This window comes from Bradyrhizobium sp. CCGB12, from assembly GCF_024199845.1.
Classification (GTDB): domain Bacteria; phylum Pseudomonadota; class Alphaproteobacteria; order Rhizobiales; family Xanthobacteraceae; genus Bradyrhizobium.
In genome coordinates, this window is record NZ_JANADO010000001.1 from 1,998,785 (window position 1) to 2,017,929 (window position 19,145).

Genomic DNA, 19,145 nt, shown 5'->3' on the forward strand with positions numbered 1-19,145 from the left:
GCAGGCTCCGATATTAACGATATTCGGCGGTCCGAGGCATGTTCCCCCGGGGGCGCAATACGTCGTATATTGGGCTTCCAGCAGCCCGGTCCCCCAAACACCAATGTCCGCCGAATCGACGCCGACCCCTGAGAAAAAGCGAATATTCTCGCTCTCCATCGGCCAGCTCACCTTCGGCAGCTTCCTGCTTGTGCTGGCGGTGATCATCGTCACCTCGACCGCGAGCGTGATCGCGATCCGGCATATCGACACCACCTTCGCCGAGCTGCAGCGGCTCCAGAGCGTCGGGGACCTCGCCGAGGACATCGACCGCCGCATGAACGAGCTGCGGCTTGCCGCGCGCGACTTCGTCACCGATCCCGGCGCCGGCACCCAGTTCCAGCAGGTCGGCGAGGCGGCCTCGACGCTGAGCGACATCCTGAAGAAGACCCGCATCGAGCTCGCGCCTGAGCAGCAGGACATGATCGACGGGGTCACCGAGCGGCTTGCGACCTATCGCAGCGGCCTGGAGCGGATCTCGACCCTGATCGACCGCCGCGCCCAGCTGCTTGCCGGCCTGCCGCCGCTGCGCGATCGGTTCGATGCGGCCGTCGCCGGCACCGCGGACCGCGAGCTGGCCTCCCGCCTGTCCGAGGCGCAGAGCCGGATCGCGCTCGGGCTACTCGCGCGCAACCCCTCCGCGGCCGAGCAGGCCGCCGAGGGAATGCGGGCGATGGACATCGCCGATGGCAAGCTGAGGGCGGCCGTCAACGATTACGCCGAGGCCATCATGGCGGTCGCCGTCCGCGAGCGGCAGATCGCCGACATCGACCGCGAGGTGCTGGGCACCGAGGGCCGGCTGATCGGCCGGGTCACCGAATTGCTGCGCGAAGTCAGCGACCGGCGCGGCCACGTGCTGTCGCGCGATTTTGCCCGCACGCTGACCGAAGCGCGGTGGCAGAGCATCGCGCTCGGGACGGTCGGCGTGCTGATCGGCATCGCCGCCGCGCTGTTCGTGGTGCGCAGGACGGTCCGTCCGCTGGCCCAGATCGCACGCTCCATTCGCGCCCTTGCGGCGGGCCATAAAGACGCGTCGATCCCGTCCGCCGATCTCGACAACGAGATCGGCGACATCGCACGGGCGGCCGAGGTGTTCCGCCGCGCGCTCGAGGAGGCCGACACGGCGCGCGAGGCGGCGGTGCGGGCGCTCACCGAGCAGCGCCTCGCCGAGGAGAGCTACCGAAAACTGTTCGAGGGATCGGTCGACGGCATCTACGTCACGACGCCGGCCGGCGACCTCCTCAACGCCAATCCGGCATTGGCGCGGATGATGGGCTATGACAGCCCGCAGCATCTGATCGACAGCATCAACGATATCGCCCATACCATCTACGTCCATGCTGAGGCGCGCGTCGAATATCAGCGGCTGATGGCGCGCGACGGTATGGTGCGCGAGTTCGAGTACCAGGTGCGCCAGCGCAGCGGCGACATCCTGTGGCTCTCGGACAGCGCCACGGGGGTGCGGGACGAGCAGGGCAACATCGTTCGCTACGAGGGCACACTGCGCGACATCACCGACCAGAAGCGGGCGGAAGACGCCATCGCCGAAGGCCGGCGCCTGCTCCAGCAGGTCATCGACACCGTGCCCGCGGTGATCAACGTCAAGGACCGCGACCTGCGCTACGTGCTGATGAACCGCTACATGGCCGGCATTTTCGGCATCGAGCCGGTCGACGCGCTAGGCCGCACCACGGCCGACCTGATGTCGCGCTACGGCGCGGCCAAGTCCGACGAGAGCGACAAGAGGGTGCTCAAGCTCCGCAAGGGCCTCGGCTTCTACGAGGAGGAGTACAAGGACGCCTCCGGCAACATGCGGCAATGGCTCGTCAACAAGCTGCCGCTGCTCGATGCCGAAGGCGAGATCGAGCGCATCGTCACCGTGGCGCTCGACATCGGCGAGCGCAAGCGCGGCGAGCAGGAGATGCGCAAGGCCAAGGAATCCGCCGAGACGGCCCTGCGCAATCTGCGCGAGACCCAGGCCTCGCTGATCGAGGCGGAGAAGCTCGCCGCGCTCGGACGCCTGGTCGCCGGCGTCGCGCACGAGGTTAACAACCCGGTCGGCATCAGCCTCACGGTCGCATCCGCCCTGGAGCGCAAGACCGCGATGTTCACGTCCGAGGTCGAGCGCGGCGAGCTGCGTCGTTCCACGCTGAACGATTTCCTCAACACCAGCCGCGACGCGTCCTCGCAGCTCGTGTCCAACCTCAATCGGGCCGCCGAGCTGATTCAGTCGTTCAAGCAGGTCGCAGCCGACCGCAACTATTCGGACCAGCGCAGCTTCGACCTCGGCGACCTCACCGAGCAGGTGGTGATGAGTCTGCGGCCAGGCTTGCGCAAGCACAATCTGACGCTCAACGTCGAGTGTCAGCCGGATCTGACCATGAACAGCTACCCCGGACCGTACGGACAGGTGCTGACCAACCTGTTTCTCAATTCGGTGGCGCACGCATTTCCGGACGGACGGCCGGGGACCATCGACATCCAGGTGCGCGAGTCCGGCAAGGACAATGTCGAGATCATCTTCTCCGACAATGGCTGCGGCATGTCGCTCGACGTCCGTCGTCGCGCCTTCGATCCGTTCTTCACGACGCGGCGCGACCAGGGCGGCACAGGCCTCGGCCTGCACATCGTCTACAGCATCGTCACCAACCGGCTTGGCGGCCGGCTTGACCTCGATTCCGAGCCGGGCGGCGGCACGCGCATCCAGATGATCCTGCCGCGTGTAGCGCCGCTGGAGCAGGCGGCGGAGTAATCAGTCAACGTCGGCGAGCCTGTGCAGCGTCGCGCCGAAGATCAGGCTGGCCTTGCCGACCAGCGCCGTCCCCGTCATTTCCCCGCGCGTCTCCGTGAAGGTGCCGGTGACGCCGATGCCGACCGGGGCGGGACCGCCGAACAGCGGATTGTCGTTGCCCCGCGGCGAGGTATGGCGCTGGACCAGCACTTCGCCCTTGAAGCTGTTGTCCTTCACCGTGTAGCTGCCGGTGTAATAAAGGTAGGCATCGCCGCCAAGAACCTGGCCGTCGCGAAAAAGAATCACGCCGCTGCCCTTGCCGACTCGACCATCGAGCAGGCTCACGTGAATTGAATAGAGGCCGTTCTTCATTACGCCCCGTGGGCCGACCACCATTCGCCCAATGGTGCAGCCGGTAAAGCTTTTATGCCAAAGCGCGTCCGCCGGCGCAACGCGGCAGTTTGCCGATTGCCAAGTCCCGCGGACAGCAATCGTCCCACCTTGTCTGTGACGCTGTCATGACGATCTCGTCCCCCCGGTCAGTTCGCCAAAACCCATTTGAAGGCTTGGTTCGACGACTTTGCGAAGAGACAAGGGACCTTGTCCGGCTGGAGCGCCGATGCCTGATGCCGCTCGCACCGCGTCAGGTGTATTTCTTGTCGCGCTCGAGCAGCTCGATGGAGATGCCTTCGGGACCCCTGATGAAGCAAATGCGGACGCCGGGCCGGATCGTCGTGGGCTCGCGCGTGAAGGTGACGCCCTTGGCCTTGATCTCGGCGGCGACGGCGTCGATGTCCTTCACCGTCAGGCCGAAATGGTCGAGGCCCTGATGCGGATGCGGGGGCGGCGGGCTGACAGGGCTTTCGCCCTCGAGCGGCGCGATGAAGATCCTGGCACCGCCAAGGTTCACGTCGATCCGTCCGGGCGCCCGCACGACCTCTCCACCCAGGATGTCCCGCAGCCAGGCCGCCGTGGCCTCCGGATCGGGGCTGCGCAGATGGACGTGATCCCAAGTGACGACTGGCATTGCATTCTCTCCCAACGCGGTCTTTCGATATGGCAGCGCATGTTAGCGGCATGGGCCGGTGATCGCCACCGTCCTTGCCGATTCGCCACTGCGCGGGAACCTTAGTTCGTGTTCCGGATTAAGGTAAACAGCGGCGCAACCCATCATCGGACGGGCGTTGCCCGCTATCAGTGATGCAACCATGAACGCTAGGCGTGGCCGGATCGGGTTGGGACGTTTCGCCGGAAGCGGCGAGCGACTGGCGCGGGCCGTGACCATTGCGAGCGTCTCATTTGGCCGAAGCCTGTTGTGGCTGTTGGCGGCCATCATCGTCGGCTGCGGCGTCTGGATGCTGCTGCCTCTCTCCAAAGGCAACAGCGCCGAGCAGGTGAAGTCGGAGCTGGCAGCGGTCGAGACGGCTCCTTCGGGCGATCCGGCGGGGGCAGCCTCGCTAGCTTCTGAAGCTCAAGTGCCGGCAATGGCAGACCTCGGTCGTCTCAGGATCTCATCGCAGACCTGGCGCCGCGGCGGCCTCGGCTCTAAGGCGCTGGTGACGTTCACGCTGCGAAACGACAATGACTATGCCGTAAAGGATATCGAGATCGTCTGCGCGTTCGCGCGGCGCGACGGCAGTCATCTCACCGACCGCAGCCGTGTGCTGGCGGACCCCGTCAGCATGAAGAGCCGCAAGACCTATGCGCGCATCCCCGTCGGCGTCGTCAATGTGAATGCCGATCAGGCCAAGTGCACGCTGGTTGCAGCACGCCGCGCATAAAGGCCCGCATTCTCCGGTAGCAGAAAAGTTACTGTACGCGGGTCTTGGCCAAAAAACCTGGCGTTGCCATTTGAACCGAACGGCTGGGCCAGGAACCAATTAGATGACCGCCTGTTAAGGCGAAGAGCCCACGCGGGGATGCGGGGGGTGGAGTGCGGCCAATGCCCATCTTTCGGTATTTCATCTTTGTCGGTGGAGCTTTGCTCGCACTGTTGTTCGCGGCGAATTTCTTGCTGCCGACCGAGCCCGTGGCGCAAGCTGTTGCGACCGCAAGCAACGACCAGCCACTGATCCGGATCCGATCCGATCGCCATCTGCCTGAGCGTGTGGTGCTCGATACCAACCAGCCGACGATTGCCACGCCCGCCGTCAAGACGGCCGCTGTTGCGGCTCCCCAGCCGCCTGTGGCGGACAACGCGTCGGCCGCTCTCGCCGACATGTCGGCCAAGGCGCGGGTGCGCGAGACGTTCGCCCAGTTCACGCCGGCCTCGAAGGCCGATACCGCCGCGGCCAGGAAGGCCGATGCCAAGGGTCAGGCCCAGCAGGCTCAGGCGCCCGTGGCGTCTCCAGCCCAGGCTCAGCTTCCGCAGGCGCCGGCTCAGCCCAAGCGCAAGGTCGCCAGAGCGCACCCGGCGCCGCAGTGGGGGCAGCAGTGGGGCCGGCCTATGATGGTCGCGCAGCAGCCCCACTTCGGTCTCTTCAACACGACCTGGTGAGGTACCTTCGACCTGCATCGATGTGACGGGTGGGGCTTTTTATTGGCCAGCCTCTCTGCTAATTCGAACCGATCCGAACGTCACCCGATGTGCTGACCTGCCAGCAGCGGTCCGGTGCGTCTCGGTTGTGGCCCAATGCTGGGCCAGGGCGCTCGTAGCTCAGCTGGATAGAGCATCGGATTTCGATTCCGAGGGTCGGAGGTTCGAATCCTTCCGAGCGCGCCAGTAAAATCAATGACTTAGGCTGCGCCTTCCGAAAGGTTGCTTCCCGGATTTTTGGTTCTGGGACGTGACTGCGAAGCAAGCCGGACCTGGCCTCCCGATCGCGTCTGCTCTCGAGATGCGAGCGAGGTGAGATCGGCCGCAATCTGTTCCAATGCGGCTGCCGCACCGGCCCGGCTAGGCCGAGAAACGCAGCCACGAAGTCATTTCGATCACCATATGAAATGACGCTGAAACAAAGCCCTCCGATAGTCGACGGTGTTCACGTCCCATGGAGGGTAAAATGCGCAAGCTGGTTTTCGGCGCGGCTCTGCTGGCGGTCGCATTCGTGGGGTGTTCAGCGTTCATCTCGGCCTCCCTTTCTGCAGCTCGGGATGCGAAGGCCGCAACATTCTCTGAACGGTTTGCACCGGCGCTCAAGTCGGCCCCTACCAGCGGCTAATGCATTAGGGCGGGTGTCCGTCGGGGTCCGGCGGCATCATGGCGGCATTCCGTGGTGCCACCTGAAGCGCAAAACTTGGTACGCTTCGCTTGACCTCGTGCGAGCAAACGCTTCGCTCCAGTTTTCTTCGGGGGCACCAATGAAACGATCTGACTTGCTGTTATCGTTTGTACTGGTCGCGGGCCTCTGCGCGCCGGCGACCCTTCTACACGGGCGAGAGGCGCCCACGCTCAAGCTGACACCCCTTCAAAAGGAGCCGCTGACCGGTCAGCCCGACAAGGAAGTGGTGTCAGTCATGGTCGAGTGGCCTCCCGGGTCTGCTACAGGAGTTCACACGCATCCTGGCGATGAATACACAACCGTTCTTGAAGGCGAAGTGGTCGGTCGCAAAGAGGGCGCTGAACCCAAAACCTACACCGCCGGCCAATCCTACCACAACGAGCCGGGCGTCGTTCACGAGGCCTACAACAAGGCAAGCGCGCCTGCGAAGACCTTCAACGTGTTCGTCGTCGAAAAGGGCAAACCGCTCACGCAGCCGGTCAAGAAATAGGGTTCCGATCGACGGTTCCAGCTCCTCACGGCGACGCGGAGACCCTTAAGCCCATATGCGTTCCGAAGCGGTGCCGCTGCCGGCAACCGTCGCAAGAGCTTGCGGTATCAGCCCGCCGGAAAACTGGTTCGTCGGCCCCGTGCGAGCGTGTCGGACGGCGCTTCGTGGAACGTGGCGCGGTAGGCCGCGGCGAACTCGCCGAGATGCCGAAAGCCCTGGGCGCGCGCGCATGTGGCGACGGTGGCGCCGCCGCCCTTGAGCAGGCGGGCGCGGGTCGCCCACAGCCTTTTGAGGCGAATGTACTGATGCAGGCTCATGCCGCGCACCTTGCTGACGGCGCCGCCGAGCGTCCGGGTCGAGACGCCAAACTCACCAGCAAGATCGGCCGTATAGATCGGAGCGGTCGGATGGGCTGCGACGTAATCGTCAATCCGTTGCACGAGCTTGATCGACCGCTGGCTCCCGACCGAGGCGCTCCGATCTGAGAGTGGATCGATCCGAAACAAATCGTCGAGTGCGAGCAGCAGGCCTTCCTGGAGATGGGCTGCGACCTCGGTGGTTTCGAACAGGTGCGGCTGCACCGATGCCGTCCGCAAAATGTCGAGCAGGAGTTGCCGTGCGTGGAGCAGGGCGGGCCGGTTCGCGACATAAGCCCGCAAGTCGTCGGCGTGATCGAACCAGCCCCGGTCTCTCAGGTTGGGCGAGAACATGAGCATCGCATAGTGATTGGTCTTGGGTTCGACGAAATGGCACTCATCGTTGCCGCGGAGCGCAACGAAAAAGCGGGCGTCGAGATCGACACCTTTGAAGTTGGCCTTGAGGTCGTCGGTCATCGACAGGATCACCATCCCGCCCGGCATCCGATAGGCGGTATCGAGGATGCGCGCGAACGACCGCATCACGACGATGAGGCATGCCGGCAGGGAGACGACGGCGCGGGCCGCCTTGAAGTTCGCAACATCGAGCGGAATGCTTCTCGCGTCCTCCATCGACTCAATCGGCCGAAACGCATCGACGTCGGCAAAGCCGATCAGTTGGAGCACGGAGGACGGGGTGAGGTCGTCGAAAAACATGGGTGTTGGCCGGCTGCTGAAATGTGACAATCAAATGAAAATCGGTATATCGCCATCAATGGCGAAACATCCCGCGTCAGTAAACCGGATTTCGTGCCGTAGTATTGCGGACATCATGCTACGAGGCACGGCAGATCAATGTGCCGTCAACGTTCCCGGCTCATCGGTTGGCCGGAGGCGGGATCGATGAAATGGAGGCGCGTGCAGGCGGGACAGGCGACGGACGCAAAGCTCCGGCCCTCCTGTCGCTCCTTCTCCAAATGCGTCTGCACATTCATGCCCGTCTGAGGGCATCGGAAAACGATCAAATCCGCCATCCCCGTACAATAACGGAGTGAAGGATTTCATCTTTGATCCAGATCAGTTTTGGAGTTGCTCCAGCCCGGCCGCACAGGCGGTCAGGGCGATCCAAGGTCTTGCAAAAGCGAAGGGGCCCCGAGGGCCCCTTCGACATTACCAGCGGCGGTAGCCGTAGCGATAGCGTGGGCCGTAGTAGCGCGGCCCGTAATACCGGGGGCCGTAGTACGGCCGCGGTGCGTAATACCCATAATAGTTCGGGCGCCACCAGCAGCGTCCCCAGGCGTCGCAGACCATGCGGACCTGCTCGACGTCGGAGACCTGCGGTGTTGCAGGCGCGGGCGCGATGGGCATGGCGAACGCCGCCGGCGATGCCGCGATGGCACCGAACAAGGACGCGGCGACGAGGCCGAACTTGAGATTCATAATGTCTTCCTCTGCTGACGCGGCGCAGAGTATCGATGATGTTCTGATCAAATTGTGGCGGAGCCGAAATGTAATGCTGATGAACAAATCTTCAGCGAGCCCGCCGCAGGGCGTGACCTTGACGACGCCAGACGATCCCGGGTTCGAGCGTTTGACCAATGCTGCTCTTGCGCTCGCAGCTGCCAGCACGCCATCGCCGCCGTCGTTGATCGCGTACCGCCGTTAGCGCTGGCGAGACCTCGGCCTTGACCATGGTGGCCTTGCCGCGCGCGATGGGCATGATCCACGCCGATTATTCCGGCGTCGTGCGCAAGGCGCTGCAGCGGGAGGTCGGCAAGGACCTCGTTAAGCTGCCGGTCTACGAGATCGAGAAGCAATTGCTGCTGTCGGGCGCCGCGAGTTAGGGACGCGCCCGCACAGGGTGCGCGGCGTCTTAGTAGCAGGGGTGCCGGCGACCGTCCTGGCCGATATAGGCAGCCGCGCCGCGGTAGCAGTGGTTGGTCGACGGGCCGTCGTAATAGGCGAAGGTGCCGGGGGTGATGCCGGGTCCGTAATTGTGCAGATAGCTGATCGGATAGGGCAGCGGGTTGGCGTAGGAGCGGTGGTACCGGTGGTGTCCGCGCGCCTCCGCGAGGCCAGGGGCTAGGATTGCAGCCGTCAGGGCCGCAACCGCGGCTACAAGCGTCAACTTGCTCATCTCGATTCTCCGGAACCCCACTCGAATAGGTCACGCCATTTATAGCAATTTCGGGCGGTCAGGCATCGTCTGGAGGCTCGAAATCACGGCCATTCCCGCAGATTTCCGGGTAGGTGTGACGGAATTGCCGGATATGCGGTCGAAAGCTGCCCATTTTTGGCCTTTTCGGGATGCTTAACGAATTCCCCACACAAGTATGACCAAAGACTATTCGGTTAAGAATCCTGTCGCGGGCCCCAAGGGATCATTTTAGGGTCCTTCGAGGCCGGTCCATTCCTGAAGGCTTTCGCCGCTACGTCGCCATGCGCATCACGCTTCTGAGCCTGCTGTTGCTTTGCCTCGCCGCCGCCACGCCGGCGCGCGCCGAACTGCGTATCACCCGCGACCACGGCGGCTATGTCGAGGAGTACAAGACCAAGTACAAGCGCGTGCGCGAGAAGGGCGAGCGCGTCATCATCGACGGCATCTGCAATTCAGCCTGCACGCTCGTGCTCGGCATGGTGCCGATGAACAAGATCTGCGTGACGCCGCGCGCCAGCCTCGGCTTCCACCAGGCCTACTACGACAAGGCCTTCACCTTCGGCATCAAGGTCACCAGCACCGAGGGCACCTCCGACCTCATGTCCTATTATCCTGACAAGGTGAAGGACTGGATCCGCCGCAATGGCGGGCTCACCACCGACATGAAGAAGATCAAGAACGGGGTCGAGCTCTGGAAGATCATCGACCCCTGTCCGGAAGAATGGTGAGCGGCTGAGCTGCGGCTCCAGCTGCCCGTCGCAGCGCACCATTGCTCGTCCGGAAATTCGTATTGCCGCATAGGGCCCCATGGGGCAAGGAGGGCGGCAATGAACCACAATCAAGAAGCCCTGACCGCCCGCGCTGCGCCGATCCTGTTCGTCCTGCTCTGGAGCACCGGGTTCATCGGCACGAAATACGTCGTCAACAACGCCGATCCCTTGACCTATCTCGCCATTCGCATGGCGATCGTGGTCGGCCTGATGGCGATCATCGCTGGCGTCACGCGCCCGAAATGGCCTGATTCCACCGGCATTGCCCATAGCGCGGTCGCCGGAATCCTGGTCCACGGTTTCTATCTCGGCGGTACCGCGATCGCGATCGCGCATTCGATTCCGGCCGGCCTGTCCGCGCTGATTCCGGGCCTGCAGCCGATCCTGACCTCGACCATTGCCAACCGCTGGCTCGGCGAGAAGGTGACGCCGCTGCAATGGGCCGGCCTCGTACTCGGCCTCGGCGGCGTCGTGCTGATCCTGCACAACCGCCCGATGACCGGCGAAGCCGGGCTCGGCTGGCTCGCCTCGGTGGTGTCGCTGATCAGCATCACGCTCGGCACGCTCTATCAGCGCCGCTACTGCAACCACATCGACTGGCGCGCCGGCAATCTCGTGCAATACGTATCCGTTACCATTTTCTTTGCGATCGGCGCCTTCCTGTTCGAAGACCGCGTGGTGCACTGGACGCGCGAATTCGTGCTCGCGCTCGCCTGGCTCGCCGTGGCGCTCTCGATCGGATCGATCGGGCTATTGTACTGGCTGATCCGCCACGCCGCGGCAACCTCGGTCGCGAGCCTGTTCTACCTGGTGCCGGCGGTCACGGCACTGATGGCCTATCTGCTGTTCGGAGAAAAGCTGGACGCAATTGCCATTGCCGGCATGGCGATGTGCGCGGCGGCGGTCTTCGTAGTCAATCGGCGCTCGTAGCGGTTTCCAGCGAGCACAGCCGTGACGTGTGTTGGCCGTTCCGTGTTAGGATGGAGTATTCGAGCCCATTTCTTTTCAGCGCGGTGATATCCATGAAGAAGGCGAGGCGTGCACTGCTCCACCGGTCGATGAAGCCGGTGCGGATTGCCTGCATCAATTACGCAGAGGAGATGATGAGCGAGCGGATGATGGGAAGGCTCACCGCCGCGCTCCAGAAATGCTACGATGAGCATTTCCTCCCTGTCTGGGGCTACCCCATCGATCTCGACGTCACCCGCAAGCCGAAACCTACCGATTGGCAATTGGTTTATTTCGACGACGCCACCCACGAGAACTTCCTCGGGCGACACGAACTGACACATCGGGGACAGCCGATCTCGAAGATATTCCTGAAGACGCTGGGTGAGGATGATCCGGTCAGCCTCGCCGCATCGCACGAGCTGTTCGAGATGGTGCTCGATCCCATGGCCAATCTGTGGGCCGAAAAGACCCGGCACACCCAATATGCCTATGAGGTTTGCGACGCCGTGGAGGAGGAGGCATTCCTCGTCAACGGCTTTCCGATGTCGAACTTCGTCTATCCGTCCTGGTTCGAGCCGTTCGAACATCCCCGCGGCACCAAGTTCGATCACATGGGTTCGCTGAAGGCGCCGTTCTCGATGACCGAGGGCGGCTACGTGATCAAGAAGGTCAACGGCCGGCGGGTGATCAAGCAGTTCGGCTCACCGGAAAAGCGGAAGCGCTTCCACGCCGAGGACCGGCGCGGCCATCGCAGCGAATTCCGCGACCCCAAGGGCAAGCATTATCCGGGCCGGCGCGCAGCCAAGCGGTGAGGGTAGGGCGGCACGGTCTCCGGGCGCGCCTGCACCCGGAGACAGCTCCGAGCGTTGCGATCAGCGCTTGGCCTTTTTGGCCTTCTTCTTCGACTTGGTGGCCTTCTTGGCGGCCTTCTTCGCAGACGTCTTCGTGGCCTTTTTCGCGGCCTTCTTGGACGACTTCTTTGCAGCCTTCTTCGTGGACTTCTTCGCAGCCTTCTTGGCTTTCTTCTTGGCCGCCTTCTTCGGCGCAACCTTCTTCGCGACCTTCTTGGCGGCCTTCTTCACCTGCTTGACGGCGATGACTGCGGCGTCCTTGGTCGCTTCAACGGCGCTGGTGATCGTGTCCATCGCCTGCTCGGTGATCGGCTTCTCGTCGTCCATATCGTCCCCCATTGTTTGAACGGAGCGATGACGATAGCGGGTTTCGAAATTGTGTCAAAGCAACGCTCAACCTTTGCGGATCTTCGCGTAAGCGGCGAGCGCGCGCTCGCGCGCCCTGGCATGATCGATGATCGGTCGCGGATAGGTCTTGCCGGGCAAGATGCCGGCGCTCGCAAGCTCGATCGGCGTCGCCTGCCACGGCTGGTGGATCAGCTTCGCCGGCAGGTCCTTCAGCTCGGGCACCCAGCGCCGAACGTAGGTTCCATCCGGATCGAACTTCTCGCCCTGGAGCTGCGGATTGAACACGCGAAAGTACGGCGCGGCGTCGGCGCCGCAGCCGGCAACCCACTGCCAGTTGGCTGGATTGCTGCCGGCGTCCGCATCGACCAGCGTGTCCCAGAACCAGCGCTCGCCGTCGCGCCAGTCGATCAGGAGGTGCTTGACCAGGAAGGAGGCCACCACCATCCGCACCCGGTTGTGCATCACGCCGGTGTGCCAGAGCTCGCGCAGGCCGGCATCGACGATGGGGTAGCCGGTGCGGCCGCGCTGCCAGGCGGCGAGTGCCTTTTTGTCGGGCGCCCAGGGGAAGCCATCGAAGTTCGCTTGCAGGTTTTCGGTGGCGAGGTCGGGGTGATCGTGGAGGAGATGACGGCAGAATTCGCGCCAGCCGAGCTCGCTCAGGAATTTTTCGACCCCACGCCCGAGTGCCGGATCTTCCGCCGCGGCGAACCGCGCGGCGTGCCAGACCTGGCGAGGGCTGAGCTCGCCGAACCTCAAATGCGGCGACAGCCGTGAGGTGCCCTCCCGGTCCGGGCGGTCGCGGTCGCCGACATAACCGCACGCGGCGTGCTTGAGGAAATGGCGCAGGCGCGCGCGGGCTGCGGCCTCGCCCGGCGTCCAGCTCTCCCGCAGGCCGCCCGCCCAATCGGGCTTGGTCGGCTCGAGCTTCCAGGTCTCCAGCGCATCGGTCGCAACCTTCGCAGCCGGACGTAGCCCCTTCGGTGCGGGCAGGGGCTTCGGTGGATCGCCGAGCGCCTGCACGCGTCGCCAGAACGGCGTGAACACGCGCAGGCCCCGGCCTTCCTTGTTGCGGATCGCCGAGGGCGGGACGAGCAGATCGCCGGGAAAGTTTTGCGAATCCGTTCCGAGCTTTGCCAGCGCCGCTTCGAGCTGTCGCTCAACTGCCTGATGCTGTGCCTGCGCGATCCCGTTCCAATAGACGGCACGAGCGCCACTCTCCCGCGCCACCTCGGGGATCACCCTGGCCGCCGGTCCCCTGCGCAGGACCAGCGATCCACCGCGCGCGGCGATCTCGGCTCCGAGCGCCCGCAGCGACTGCGCCAGCCACCAGCGTGCCGCGCCACCCGGTGTCCGCCCCGCCGCGTCGTCCAGCACATAGAGGCAGAGGACCGGCGCGCCGGACCTGGCGGCGGCGTGGAGGGCGGGGTGGTCGGACAGGCGGAGATCATCGCGGAACCAGACGATGATGGGCGGCGCGGTTGGTGTGGTCAGAGGGGCCTCGTTTACCAATTGGAAAGCAAGCCGCGGGCGGCGATGCGAACGGTCGTTAATGCGGCGCTAAGCCGATTGCACGAATATGCAGGAATTACGGGGGTCATTCCATTCATGTCCAATCTTCCAACGGCGAAATTCCTGCCGCAATTCAAGCTCGGCACCAAGGCGGTCCTGTGTGCCGTGCTGCTGATCGCGATGAATACGGCGCTCGTGGTCGGCGCCGGCTACTGGTCGCTGACATCAGCCTTCAATGATCGCGCATTGCGCGACATCGATGTCAATTTGCGCACGCTGGCGCTGGCCTTTGCCGAGACCGTTCCAGACATCAAGATCACGATGAGGGATGGCGCGGTTGTGCGCGCCGAGATCCCCAAGATGCCCGAATTGAAGGATCACGCCATCGTCGATCGCGCGGTGTCCTATGTCGGCGGCAATGCGACCCTGTTCGTATTCGACGATGCAAGCGGACAGTTCGTGCGACGCTCGACCAACGTGAAGAAGGAGAATGGCGACCGCGCCGTCGGCACCCAGCTTGCCGCCGATCATCCGGGGCAGGCGCCGCTGCGTCGCGGCGAGGCTTATAAGGGGCCTGCCACGCTGTTCGGCAAGTCGTTCATGACCGCTTATTTTCCCATCGTGGACGCGGCCGGCAAGGTCGCCGGCATTCTCTATGTCGGCATCCCGATGACCCAGTTCGAGAGCATGCTGTCCCACGCGATCGAGAGCATGGCCGCCGCTGCCGGGCTCGCCGCGCTTCTGGTTCTGGTCGTGACCCTGCTGGTTGTCCGCCGCATCACCCGGCCGCTCACTTCGGTCACGCGCTCGCTCACGGCGCTTGCCAACGGCCAGAGTGACGTCGCGATCGAGTGCGAGGACCGCGCCGACGAGATCGGCGAGATCGCCCGAACGGTCGCGGTGTTCAAGAGCAATTCGCAGGAGCGGGCGCGCCTGCGCAGCGAACAGGCGGCGACAACGACTGCTGCGGCCGAGCAGCGCAAGGCGGAGCTGCGCGGCTTCGTCGAGGAGTTTCGCGGCAGCGTCGGCGGCATCCTCGACAAGGTGCTGACATCGTCAGGCGAGTTCGAGCGCGCGGCGCGGCAACTCACCGACGTCGCACGTTCCACCGCCGATCTGTCGGCCCAGTCGGCCGGGGCCTCCGAAAATGCCTCCGAGCACGTGCGTTCGGCGGCGTCGGCCTCGGACGAGCTGTCTCAATCCATCGCCGAGATCGCCCGCCGGGTACAGGAATCGAACCAGATTTCAGCCGAGGCGGTGCGGCAGGCCGAGGCGACCGACCAGCGCATCGCGCAGCTGTCCGAGGCGGGCGCGCGCATCGGCGACGTTGTCAAGCTGATCACCTCGATCGCCGAGCAGACCAACCTCCTCGCGCTGAATGCCACCATCGAGGCCGCGCGCGCCGGCGATGCCGGTCGCGGCTTCGCGGTGGTGGCCCAGGAGGTCAAGACGCTCGCCGGCCAGACCGCCAAGGCGACCGATGAGATCTCGAACCAGATCGAGAGCATGCAGCTCGCGACCGAAGAATCGGTCGCCGCCATCAAGGCGATCAGCCAGACCATCGAGCGCATCAGCGGCATCGCGGGCTCGATCTCGGCTGCGGTCGAGCAGCAGAAGAGCGCGACCCACAACATCGTGGCCAGCGTTCGCGCCGCGGTGTCGGGCACGGCCGATGTTGCCGTCAACGTCCGTCACGCCGCCAAGGGCGCCAGCGAGACGGGCGAGACCTCAAGCCGGATGTTTGCCTCCGCCCAGGTGCTGTCGGGAGAGAGCCTGCACCTCAAAGCCGAGGTCGACGGCTTCCTCGACCGCGTCCGCGCGGCGTAGTGTGAGCTGACGTCGTCATTCCGGGGCGGTGCGTAAGCACCGAACCCGGATTCTCGAGATCCCGGGTTCGCGCTTCGCGCGCCCCGGGATGACTTTCTGTGGTTGCTATTCGCAAAAAGTCACTTCGGCTGCGGAACAATGCGGATGTAGGGCTTCGGCTCCTTCCAGCCTTGCGGGTAGATCGTCTTGGCCTCGTCGTTGGAGACCGAGCCCGCGATGATGACGTCCTCGCCCTGCGACCAGTCGGCCGGCGTTGCGACGCGATGCTTGGCGGTGAGCTGGAGCGAGTCGATGACGCGCAGGATCTCCTGGAAGTTCCGCCCCGTCGTCATCGGGTAGACCAGCACCAGCTTGATCTTCTTGTCCGGTCCGATGATGAAGACGTTGCGGACGGTCTGGTTGTCGGCCGGCGTGCGGGTGAGGGGATCGCCCGAGGTCGAAGCCGGCAGCATTTCGTACAGCTTCGAGACGTTGAAATCGGTGTCGCCGATCATCGGATAGTTCGGAGCCGCGCCTTGCGTCTCCTTGATGTCCTCGGACCATTTTGAATGGCGGTCGACCGGATCGACCGACAGGCCCATCAGCTTGACGCCGCGCTTGTCGAATTCCGGCTTCAACTTCGCGAGAGCGCCGAGCTCGGTCGTGCAAACCGGCGTGAAGTCCTTGGGGTGCGAGAACAGCAGGGCCCAGCTGTTGCCAATCCAGTCGTGGAACTTGATCTTCCCTTCGGTGGTCTCGGCTTCGAAGTCGGGGGCAGTGGTACCGATCGGAAGTGTCATGGTTCTACCTCATCGCGTTGAATTTACGAGGGAATTCATCTCTGGCCGTCAGCCTCAGTATAGGCGCTTGGCGAGGTCAAGTGAACGGCGACTGAACCGGCTCAAGTAAAATGTGAATTCCTTCCTTGAAGGGCCGATTTCCTAGCAACTTTTTGTTACAGCGGCACCTGCGGCGAAACATCTCCACCCGGGGTCACACGGTCTCGCTCGCCCCGATAAAGCCTTTTATGACTTCCATCACGCCGGCCCGTCGCATCCTAGAACCGAAACGGTGCTGACAGCGACCAATTGGCAACCATCTAGAAAAGTCACGATCCCCGTATCGAATCGTTAACCACCCCTTTACGTCGGCATGAAAATGCTGGCCGATCAGAAGAAATCTGGAAGTGAACTATGTCTGCCGCTGCGCCTAAGCCTACCGAGTCGCCGTCCCTCGAACCGTCCTGCCGCGATACCGCGGCCCATGCGCTGAGCATCGTGCGCGACGGCGTAATCACGGGCGAAGGCCCGACCACCAAGGGAAGGGTGCATTTCTCCCGTTCGCTCGATGCCGATGACACCGCCTGGTGCTCGCGCATCCTCACCGCCACTGCCGTCAACGATCAGCCGGTCAGCCGCGCCGAGGCCGAAGTGCTGTTCGAGATCAACGAGGCCGCGACCGAACGCAGCGACAATGGCCGGTTCGACGACCTGCTGGCCAAGGCGGTCGCCCATTATGCCGCGAGCGCTTCGGGCCTGAAGGTGCCGCCGCGCAGCGTCGCGCTGTCGGCCGACACCGAGATCGAGAGCTGGGCGCCGTCCTATGCCTCCAAGGTCAATAGCGAGATGCTGGAGTGGATCGCCGGCCAGATGCGCGGCAAGCGCCAGAACAACCGCCGCCTGATGGCGATGGTGGCGACCTTCCTCGGCGCCACCGCACTGCCTCTGGCGGGCCAATTGCCGAACGTGTTCGACATCGGCATGTAAGATTTGCGCATGTGAATCTCCGCGCCTCAATCGAGGACGCGATGAAGCGGCGGGGTCATTTCCCCGCCGTTTTTTGTTTGCCGGCGTCAGGCTCGAGCCCGAGCGTGCGGCCGGGGAAGCCGGCGGCATCGAAATAGCGCTGGCTGCCGACGCGCTGGAAGTTCAGCACGGTCATCAGGCCGCCCTCGGCGGGCTTGGACTTCACCGTGCCAGCATAGGCCTTCGGCACGATACCGTTGGGCATGGCCTCCGACATCACGCGGCCGACCAGGCCGCCATTCTGCGAGCTGCGCAGGCCCATGAGCTGGGCGGCGGTCATGCCGACGTCGGCGTTGCTGACCGGAATCTCGTCGACAAAGCCGGCTTTGAAGTCCGGCCCGATGGCGGCCATGAAGTTCATGGTGTCGCCGCGGCTGAAGCTGCCATGCATGCCCTGGCCCTGGCGCAGCACGGTATCGGCCACCTGCACCGAGCAGTTGGTCGGCGCTTCGCCGCAATCGCTGGCATAGGAGCGGAAATTGACGACGATCGACGGCGTCGGCGTCGCCGCCTTGCCGCGCAGATTGATGCTCGACAGGGGGAGGGTACCAGGGAAGCGGCCGAGCGAGTCCTCGACGAACAGGCCGGAGACGTAGTCCTGCTCGAGCAGCGCCTTGATGGTCTTCGCCGCCAGCTTCTTGTCCTTGTTCGGCAGATAGATCAGGTCGGAGCCGCCGTTGGTGGCGACGACGAGATCGGGCTTGGTCGGATCCTTGCCGAGCACGCCGTTGCCGGCCTTGGGATGCTTGTTACCGTCGACTTTCGCGTTCTTGTCGTTGGGGTCGAACAGCGGCATGTCGAGAGCTTTGGCAAGGTCGATTGCGAGGAAGCCCATCGGCAGGAAATCCTTGGGCGTGTCGTCATAGCTGACCTTGGCCGAGGGGCTGGTCTTGCTCTCCTTGGAGATGGTCGAGAAGCCGTGGTCGGCCTGGACCATGATGTTGGTGTTGGCGGCAAGCCCGAGCTCGTCCAGCGCCTTGCGGATCTGGGCGAGATTGTCGTCGGCGTTCTTGATGCCGGCCATCGAGGTCGGGCCGTTGATGCCGGGCTTGATCTGGTTGAGGCTGTCGCCGGTATTGTGCTGGCTGCCGTCAGGGTCGCGCGACCAGAACACCAGCACGAACGGCTTGTTGCGGGCCTTGAACATCGGCAGCACCACCTTGGTGGCGACGTCGGCGAAATAGGCCTGCTGCGCGACGTTGGCCACGGTCGTGCCGGGCGTCTTGGCATCGCCGGCCTTGGAATTGTCGCCGCGCGGCGGCGTGGCGAGGGGCAAGCCGGCTTTCGTCAAAGCGTCCTTTATCTCGTCCGACAGCGCCACGCCGTTCTTGCCGCCGGTGGAGTCGTCGAACACGACCGAGTGCAGGCCGGCTTTCTCGGGCTTGTCGGTGTGGTCGAACTGGTAGGTCGGGCCGACCTTGCCGATCGCCGCGGTGCTCAGGCCCTTGTCGCGGGCCATCTTCAGAATCGTCTCTTCGTTGAGATAGTCGCCCTTGAAATGCTCGTCGATGTCGCCGAGCACGGCGTCGTTCTCGATGAAGGGGACCACGGTGTCGCCTGCGGGCACCGAGGTGTAGTTGGTCCAGATCGTGTTGGAGAACACGCCGGTGTCGCCGAGATAATGGCCGGTCGACATCGCCGAGCCGTTGGCCATGGTGAAGGTCGGGAAGAGCGAATGCGGGTTCTTGAAGTTGACGCCCTTGTCGCGAACCTCGGCCATCGCCGGCGCCGTCTCCGGCGTGACCTTCAGCGCGCGAAGACCGTCTGGAATGAACAGGATCAGGTTGCGGGGCGTGTTGTTCTGGGCGGAGGCAAGTCCGGTGGACAACACTGTCAGTCCGGCGGACAGCAACACCAGTGAATGGCGCATCAAATCTCTCCCTGCGGTGAGGCGAATGGCCGCGGCGGCGGCCCCCGGCTTCGTTTAGTTTCGCTGGATGACAGTTTTGTTACAAGGGCGGAGAGGTATGCACTGCACAGCGTCCGGGGCACGAGATTGTCGTTTCAGCGCACAACTGCATCCTCCTCGTCATTGCGAGCGCAGCGAAGCAATCCAGAATCCCACCGCGGAGGTAGTCTGGATTGCTTCGTCGCAAGGGCTCCTCGCAAT

At 64.0% G+C, this 19,145-nt stretch carries 20 protein-coding genes, 1 tRNA gene and 1 pseudogene; 13 read left to right on the top strand and 9 right to left on the bottom strand.

The window, feature by feature from the left end:
* The first annotated feature begins 103 nt into the window (after positions 1-103).
* Entirely contained in the window at positions 104-2,791 is a 2,688-nt protein-coding gene (locus NLM27_RS09535) for a PAS domain S-box protein (RefSeq protein WP_254143073.1), read from the top strand.
* On the opposite strand, the gene NLM27_RS09540 is transcribed toward NLM27_RS09535, so the two are convergent.
* The gene (locus tag NLM27_RS09540) at positions 2,792-3,142 is read right to left on the bottom strand and encodes a GrlR family regulatory protein (protein ID WP_254143074.1); all 351 of its coding nucleotides are present in this window, start codon (positions 3,140-3,142) and stop codon (positions 2,792-2,794) included.
* Between the two features lie 271 nt (positions 3,143-3,413).
* Positions 3,414-3,797, bottom strand: coding sequence for a VOC family protein (locus NLM27_RS09545; protein ID WP_254143075.1), 384 nt, complete (start codon positions 3,795-3,797; stop codon positions 3,414-3,416).
* Positions 3,798-3,978: 181 nt separating this feature from the next.
* Between NLM27_RS09545 and NLM27_RS09550 the strand changes: the two genes are divergently transcribed.
* The 5 genes from NLM27_RS09550 to NLM27_RS09570 all read left to right on the top strand — a co-directional run bounded on the left by NLM27_RS09550 (position 3,979) and on the right by NLM27_RS09570 (position 6,481).
* Positions 3,979-4,551: a hypothetical protein gene (locus NLM27_RS09550; RefSeq protein WP_254143076.1), complete on the top strand. Its 573-nt coding sequence runs from the start codon at positions 3,979-3,981 to the stop codon at positions 4,549-4,551.
* A gap of 161 nt (positions 4,552-4,712) precedes the next feature.
* Positions 4,713-5,267, top strand: a complete 555-nt coding sequence (locus tag NLM27_RS09555; RefSeq protein WP_254143077.1) for a hypothetical protein — start codon at positions 4,713-4,715, stop codon at positions 5,265-5,267.
* Positions 5,268-5,415: 148 nt separating this feature from the next.
* Positions 5,416-5,492 (top strand) — tRNA-Arg (locus tag NLM27_RS09560).
* A 280-nt stretch (positions 5,493-5,772) separates the two neighbouring features.
* Positions 5,773-5,931: a hypothetical protein gene (locus NLM27_RS09565; RefSeq protein WP_254143078.1), complete on the top strand. Its 159-nt coding sequence runs from the start codon at positions 5,773-5,775 to the stop codon at positions 5,929-5,931.
* A 139-nt stretch (positions 5,932-6,070) separates the two neighbouring features.
* Positions 6,071-6,481, top strand: coding sequence for a cupin domain-containing protein (locus NLM27_RS09570; protein ID WP_254143079.1), 411 nt, complete (start codon positions 6,071-6,073; stop codon positions 6,479-6,481).
* A 107-nt stretch (positions 6,482-6,588) separates the two neighbouring features.
* Here the strand turns inward: NLM27_RS09570 and NLM27_RS09575 are convergent, their stop codons facing one another.
* A complete protein-coding gene (locus tag NLM27_RS09575; RefSeq protein ID WP_254143080.1) occupies positions 6,589-7,554 on the bottom strand; it encodes an AraC family transcriptional regulator in 966 nt (321 codons plus the stop codon).
* A 453-nt stretch (positions 7,555-8,007) separates the two neighbouring features.
* Complete coding sequence (locus tag NLM27_RS09580) at positions 8,008-8,277, bottom strand: hypothetical protein (RefSeq protein WP_254143081.1); 270 nt, start codon at positions 8,275-8,277, stop codon at positions 8,008-8,010.
* A gap of 73 nt (positions 8,278-8,350) precedes the next feature.
* Between NLM27_RS09580 and NLM27_RS43975 the strand changes: the two genes are divergently transcribed.
* Together NLM27_RS43975 and NLM27_RS09585 are read left to right on the top strand one after the other, a co-directional pair.
* Positions 8,351-8,503, top strand: coding sequence for a hypothetical protein (locus NLM27_RS43975; RefSeq protein WP_375142240.1), 153 nt, complete (start codon positions 8,351-8,353; stop codon positions 8,501-8,503).
* A pseudogene (locus NLM27_RS09585) lies at positions 8,496-8,681 on the top strand (host attachment protein); the annotation flags it as partial. The gene NLM27_RS43975 and the pseudogene NLM27_RS09585, both read left to right, overlap by 8 nt.
* Positions 8,682-8,710: 29 nt before the next feature.
* Here the strand turns inward: NLM27_RS09585 and NLM27_RS09590 are convergent.
* Positions 8,711-8,974, bottom strand: coding sequence for a hypothetical protein (locus tag NLM27_RS09590; RefSeq protein ID WP_254143082.1), 264 nt, complete (start codon positions 8,972-8,974; stop codon positions 8,711-8,713).
* A 302-nt stretch (positions 8,975-9,276) separates the two neighbouring features.
* On the opposite strand from NLM27_RS09590, the gene NLM27_RS09595 reads away from it, so the two are divergent.
* From NLM27_RS09595 to NLM27_RS09605, 3 genes are all read left to right on the top strand, one after another.
* Positions 9,277-9,723 (top strand): hypothetical protein, encoded by a 447-nt coding sequence (locus NLM27_RS09595; RefSeq protein ID WP_254143083.1) that lies wholly within the window; start codon positions 9,277-9,279, stop codon positions 9,721-9,723.
* A 99-nt stretch (positions 9,724-9,822) separates the two neighbouring features.
* Positions 9,823-10,695 carry a DMT family transporter gene (locus tag NLM27_RS09600; protein ID WP_254143084.1) on the top strand — a complete coding sequence of 291 codons (873 nt, stop codon included), beginning with the start codon at positions 9,823-9,825 and terminating at the stop codon, positions 10,693-10,695.
* 92 nt (positions 10,696-10,787) lie between these two features.
* Positions 10,788-11,528, top strand: a complete 741-nt coding sequence (locus NLM27_RS09605; RefSeq protein ID WP_254143085.1) for a hypothetical protein — start codon at positions 10,788-10,790, stop codon at positions 11,526-11,528.
* Positions 11,529-11,588: 60 nt separating this feature from the next.
* Here NLM27_RS09605 and NLM27_RS09610 read toward each other — a convergent pair whose 3' ends face one another.
* A complete protein-coding gene (locus NLM27_RS09610) occupies positions 11,589-11,894 on the bottom strand; it encodes a histone (RefSeq protein ID WP_254143086.1) in 306 nt (101 codons plus the stop codon).
* A 66-nt stretch (positions 11,895-11,960) separates the two neighbouring features.
* A complete protein-coding gene (locus tag NLM27_RS09615) occupies positions 11,961-13,406 on the bottom strand; it encodes a deoxyribodipyrimidine photo-lyase (RefSeq protein WP_256570171.1) in 1,446 nt (481 codons plus the stop codon).
* Between the two features lie 114 nt (positions 13,407-13,520).
* Between NLM27_RS09615 and NLM27_RS09620 the strand changes: the two genes are divergently transcribed.
* Positions 13,521-15,251 (top strand): methyl-accepting chemotaxis protein, encoded by a 1,731-nt coding sequence (locus NLM27_RS09620; RefSeq protein WP_254143087.1) that lies wholly within the window; start codon positions 13,521-13,523, stop codon positions 15,249-15,251.
* A 119-nt stretch (positions 15,252-15,370) separates the two neighbouring features.
* Here NLM27_RS09620 and NLM27_RS09625 read toward each other — a convergent pair whose 3' ends face one another.
* Positions 15,371-16,030, bottom strand: coding sequence for a peroxiredoxin (locus NLM27_RS09625; protein ID WP_129272345.1), 660 nt, complete (start codon positions 16,028-16,030; stop codon positions 15,371-15,373).
* Positions 16,031-16,423: 393 nt separating this feature from the next.
* Between NLM27_RS09625 and NLM27_RS09630 the strand changes: the two genes are divergently transcribed.
* Positions 16,424-16,996: a hypothetical protein gene (locus tag NLM27_RS09630; RefSeq protein WP_254143088.1), complete on the top strand. Its 573-nt coding sequence runs from the start codon at positions 16,424-16,426 to the stop codon at positions 16,994-16,996.
* Between the two features lie 55 nt (positions 16,997-17,051).
* On the opposite strand, the gene NLM27_RS09635 is transcribed toward NLM27_RS09630, so the two are convergent.
* A complete protein-coding gene (locus tag NLM27_RS09635) occupies positions 17,052-18,905 on the bottom strand; it encodes an alkaline phosphatase family protein (protein WP_254143089.1) in 1,854 nt (617 codons plus the stop codon).
* Between the last annotated feature and the right edge of the window lie 240 nt (positions 18,906-19,145).